Annotated in this window: 2 protein-coding genes and 1 pseudogene; 1 reads left to right on the forward strand and 2 read right to left on the reverse strand. The window is 63.9% G+C overall.

The features are described 5' to 3' along the window. Positions 1-356: 356 nt before the first annotated feature. Positions 357-1,666 (reverse strand): annotated as a pseudogene (tyrS, locus tag AHiyo1_RS04695) (tyrosine--tRNA ligase). A gap of 44 nt (positions 1,667-1,710) precedes the next feature. Then, a complete protein-coding gene (locus AHiyo1_RS04700; RefSeq protein ID WP_059387784.1) occupies positions 1,711-3,939 on the reverse strand; it encodes an AAA family ATPase in 2,229 nt (742 codons plus the stop codon). Between the two features lie 158 nt (positions 3,940-4,097). Between AHiyo1_RS04700 and AHiyo1_RS04705 the strand changes: the two genes are divergently transcribed. Continuing rightward, the gene (locus AHiyo1_RS04705; RefSeq protein ID WP_084784356.1) at positions 4,098-4,733 is read left to right on the forward strand and encodes a GNAT family N-acetyltransferase; all 636 of its coding nucleotides are present in this window, start codon (positions 4,098-4,100) and stop codon (positions 4,731-4,733) included. Positions 4,734-4,926 lie beyond the last annotated feature (193 nt).

Consider the following 4,926-nt stretch of genomic DNA (forward strand, 5'->3'; position numbering starts at 1 on the left):
TCCGAATACTCCTCGGAACAAATTCGATGTTCCGCATTTCCTCGCTGCGATGTTTCTACTTTATTTCATTCATTTCAACTTTGCAAATCCAGGATTTCTCCAGAAATTTACCCAAGTGAATCGAATTTCCCCACAGAGTCGATAAATTATCCGATTTCCAGACTTTTGGTCTAAATCGAATTATTCACATTCAATGGGATTTTGTTCGCAATTTATCCGCTTCAGCGGCAGCGACTCAGAAAACGATACACGCTCCCCCGGAGCCGCGCAAGTCGGCTCGGAGGAGCGTGCAATAGAACATGGAACAGCCCGTCTGGCGCGCCCACACAAGAACACACCGTGGAGCTAGGTAGACGTCAGACGGTCACTTCGACGGTGGCCAGATTCTTCTTGCCGCGGCGCAGCAAAAGGTACCGGCCGTGTAGCAGTTCCGCCTGGTCGATGACGGCGTCGGGGTCGGTCACCTTGCTGTTGTTCACGTAGGCGCCGCCCTCCCCCACCGTGCGTCGGGCAGCGGACTTGCTTTCGGAAAGTCCGGACGCAACCAAGAGGTCGATGATCCCGAGGCCTTCTGTGCCGATCGAGGCAGATGGCAGCTCGGCAGTTGCCGACGCCAGGGTGCCTTCGTCCAGAACCGAGAGGTCGCCGTTGCCGAACAAGGCAGCCGACGCTGCGATCACTTTCTCCGTCGCGTCCACTCCGTGCACCAGTGAAGTGACCTCGAAAGCGAGCCTGCGCTGGCCTTCGCGGGCGAACGGGCGCTCGGCAACAGCGGCTGCGAGTTCCTCAATCTCGGCGCGGCTAAGGAACGTGAAGACCTTGAGACGGTCAACGACGTCGGCATCCGCAGTGTTGAGCCAGACTGGTAGAAGGCGTACGGGCTGCACATGTGGGCGTCGAGCCAAATGGCGTTGCCTTCGCTCTTACCGAACTTGGTGCCGTCCGAGTTGGTGATGAGGGGCGTGCCCAGGGCGTGGACAATCTTGCCGTCGACCTTGCGGATGAGCTCCGTGCCACTCGTGAGGTTGCCCCACTGGTCCGAGCCACCCGTCTGCAGCACGCAACCGTAGTCGCGGTTGAGCTGGAGGTAGTCCATGCCCTGCAGGATCTGGTAGCTGAATTCGGTGTAGCTGATGCCCTCGTCGGAACTGAGACGGGAGGCAACTGCATCCTTGCGGAGCATGGTGCCCACGCGGAAGTGCTTGCCGATTTCGCGCAGGAAATCGATGGCGCTCAGGGGCGCGGTCCAGTCAAGGTTGTTCACCATGCGTGCGGCATTGTCGCCCTCGAAGCTGAGGAAGCGTCGGACCTGGGCCTGAAGGTAGCCGACCCACTCCGACACGGTGTCCTTGGTGTTCAAGGTGCGTTCCGCCGTCGGGCGCGGATCGCCGATCAGTCCGGTGGAGCCGCCCACCAGGCCGAGCGGCTTGTGGCCGGCCAACTGCAGGCGGCGCATGAGCAGGAGCTGGACAAGGTTGCCAAGGTGCAGTGACGGAGCCGTGGGGTCGAAGCCACAGTAATACGTGATCGGGTCCCCGGCGAGCAGCTTTTCCAGTTCCGTTTCATCAGTGGAAACGTGGATCAGGCCGCGCCATTTGAGCTCTTGCCAGATATTGGCAAAGCCCGGGTCGTTGTGCTGGGACTCGAGGTTGTTTACGTGTGACACGAGTTCTAAGTTAGCAGGATTGCCGTGCGGCTTGCTCGCATGGCTCAGCGCTCGATACCCGCCGGCAGTGGCGCCGCGGTAATGAGGCGCAGCCGCTGCGTCGGACGGGTCATGGCAACGTAGAGATCGCCCACCTTGCCATGCTCGTGATTGAGCATCGCGGCTGGCTCAAGAACAACCACGCCGTCGAACTCCAGGCCCTTGGCTTCCTTGGGGCTGATGACCACGATGTCCTGGGAGTAGCTGCCCGCTCCGGTGCCCACACGGTGACCGTAGACCCCACGGAGGGCGGCTGCAGCCCGAGGCAGGAGGGCGCCGTCGGCAATCACGGCCAGGAGGCCGCCGTCGATCGCTTCCAGTTCCTCCGGAAGGATTTCGACGAGCCGGTCTACCATCCCCGCTTCGTCGACGCGGTCCACGATCGGTGACCATTTGCCTTCGCGAACGGCCTTGGGAGCAGAAACAACCAGCCCAGCGCGGTTCGCCATGCGGACTGCCGCTTCGGCGATCTGCGAGGGAGTCCGGTAGTTGACGGTGAGTTCTTCGAGCTGCCAGCGGTCCCCGAACGACGGCGCGAGGGCACTTTGCCAGGAATTCGCACCGGCGGAGGAACTCGTCTGGGCGATGTCGCCGACGATCGTGAAGGACTTCAGCGGGCAGCGGCGGACCAAAAGCCGCCACTGCATGGGCGAGAGCTCCTGCGCTTCGTCAACCACGATGTGTCCGAACGCCCACGAACGGTCGCTCGTGGCCCGTTCTGCGGCGGTCAGCCGTGTTTCGCGTTCCTGGTTCTGGTCTGCCAGTTCTTCGGCCGTCATCAACACGTCGACGCCCATGGCCTCCATGTTGACCAGTGTCTGCTTGGCGTTAGCGATGTCGCGGGCACGGTCGTGTTCTTGCTGGGCCAGTCCCCTGCCCGCGGCAGGATCGAGCTCGCCGAGGAGTTCAGCGGCCTCGTCGAGCAGCGGAACATCGGCTTCCGTCCACGGTGCATCCGCGGGGCGAAGCAGGAGGGCACGCTGCGCCGGCGTGAGGTGCGGGGTGCAGGCCTCCAGGATGGCTGGCTTGCTGAAGAGCTCGGAAACGAGCTTCTCGGGTGTCATGGGCATCCAGCACAAGTTCAGGACGATCCTGACGTCGCGTGCCGAGCGGACGTCCTCGGCGAGGTAGGAACGGTCGGCATTGTTGCCGATGTTCGATTCCTCGACGATCTCCGTCAGCTGCTCCGTGAGTTCGCGCAGCAGGATCTTGACGAACGTCACGCGCGCTTCATTGTGCGGCTTGCCGGTGGCGCGTGCCCTGTCCCGGGCGCGGCGGACTTGCCGCACGGACAGCGTGAGCTTGCGCGAGTCAACCTCGAGGATGCGGTCCTCGGCGGGAGTCCGCTGGCGGTTGGCCACGGCATTCGCAATCACGTCGGCCATGTTCAGCTTGCCCTTGAGGGCTGCGACGTCGGGATCCTGTTCCGGGACGGCGTGGATACCGGGCATGAGGCGGCCCAGGCTCGCCATGACGACTCCGGTCTCGCCGAGGGACGGCAGGACCCGCTCGATGTAGTGCATGAACGACGAAGAAGGTCCAACAAGCAGCACACCTGCCGACTTCAGGCGGTCACGGTGGGTGTACAACAGGTAGGCGGCGCGGTGGAGCGCGACCGCCGTCTTGCCGGTACCGGGGCCGCCTTGGACAACCAAGGCACCCGACATGGACGAACGGATAATCCGGTCCTGCTCGGACTGGATGGTGCCGACGATGTCCGACATGCGGCCGGTGCGCTTGGAATTCAGGGCGGCAAGGAGTGCGCCCTCGCCCTGGAGCGAGGCGTTGTCCGCCAGCATGCTGGCATCCAGGACATCGTCCTCGATCGCTTTGACCTCCCGGCCCTGCAGGATCAGGTGACGACGACGGCGGACGCCCTGCCGGTCGAAAGCGGTCGCCTGGTAGAAGTGGCCGGCTTCGGGGGCGCGCCAGTCGACCATAAGCCGCTGGAGATCCGCCGTGGACAGTCCGATGCGGCCGATGTACTGCGCCTCGCCGCTGTCCAGGTCAAGGCGTCCGAACACGAGACGGTCGTCGACGGCGTCCAGCTGGGCGAGCCGGTCCTCGTACAGTGCCGCGAAGGCGTCCCTTTCGGAAACGTTCTGCATGGTGCCCACCGCTCCGGCGCGCCGGACCTGCGCCAGCTGTTGGCGCTTTTCCTCCCGCAGCTCATCCAGGCGCGAGTAGAGACCGGCCACGTACTCCCGCTCGTGGATCAAATCAGCGTCGTGCATCGAAACGTTCCCCTATCGAAAAAGACGGACCGTCCATTCTACAGCGGTTTTGCTTGACGTGGGTGAAACTGCCCGCACGCCGGTGCGTCACACAATGTTCACCCGGCGCTAACCTCCTGAGCTTTTCCATCCGCACCAAGTGGTGCTTCAATGCTGCAATGCAGCACGACGTTGCCCTGACCCGACACGGCATCAGCCTGGTCCCGCTCTCCCCCGCACATGCCGGTCCGCTCTTCGATTTTGTGGACTCCGGGATGTGGTCCGGCATGGCCGCCGAGCAGCCCTTGAGTGCCGCGGAGCTCGCCGAACTCTTCGCGGCCCGCCTCGAAGATCCGGCGACCATGCCGTTCGCCGTCGTCGAACAGCGGACGGGAGCGCTGCTCGGAACCACATCCCTGTGCGAGTACAGTCCGCGCCAGCAGCGCTTGGAAATCGGCGGCACTTTTTACGGGCGCCCATTCTGGGGCAGCCACGTCAATCCGGCCGCGAAGCAACTGCTGTTGGCATACTCCTTCGATGTTTTGGACGTCCACCGGGTGGCCTTCCGCTGCGATGCCCGCAATACGCGCAGCGCCTCGGCCATCCAGCGGCTTGGTGCCAGCTACGAGGGCACGCTGCGGGGGCACCGCTTCGCTCCCGACGGGAGCCGTTGCGACACCGCCGTGTTCTCGATCCTGCGCGAAGAATGGCCCCACGTGCGCGAGTCCCTGCTTGGCCGCCTCGCGCCGTTCGAGCTGGCCGACAACCAGTGTGCATATGTCGCGGAGCCCGCCCGGACCGAACACGCCGCTTGAAGGATTCCTCCGTGGGCCCCTACAAACGCTTCCCGACGGCGCGGCTGCGGCCCGGCTTGTAGCGGGACACCGTGGGATCCCCGGAGAGCCAAAAGCGCCACGGGTAGTCGGCGGAACCGCCGTCGCCCGATACTCCGACCCGGAGCCCGCTCGCGACTGCCGATGGCGCCGCCGGAGTGACCGGAAGTTCGAG

It is taken from the genome of Arthrobacter sp. Hiyo1, assembly GCF_001263615.2.
Classification (GTDB): domain Bacteria; phylum Actinomycetota; class Actinomycetes; order Actinomycetales; family Micrococcaceae; genus Arthrobacter.

Excerpts from the sequence above, each read along its gene's own strand:
- AHiyo1_RS04705 (WP_084784356.1), top strand. The coding sequence starts at position 4,098 with ATGCAGCACGACGTTGCCCTGACCCGACACGGCATCAGCCTGGTCCCG.
- AHiyo1_RS04700 (WP_059387784.1), bottom strand. The coding sequence starts at position 3,939 with ATGCACGACGCTGATTTGATCCACGAGCGGGAGTACGTGGCCGGTCTC.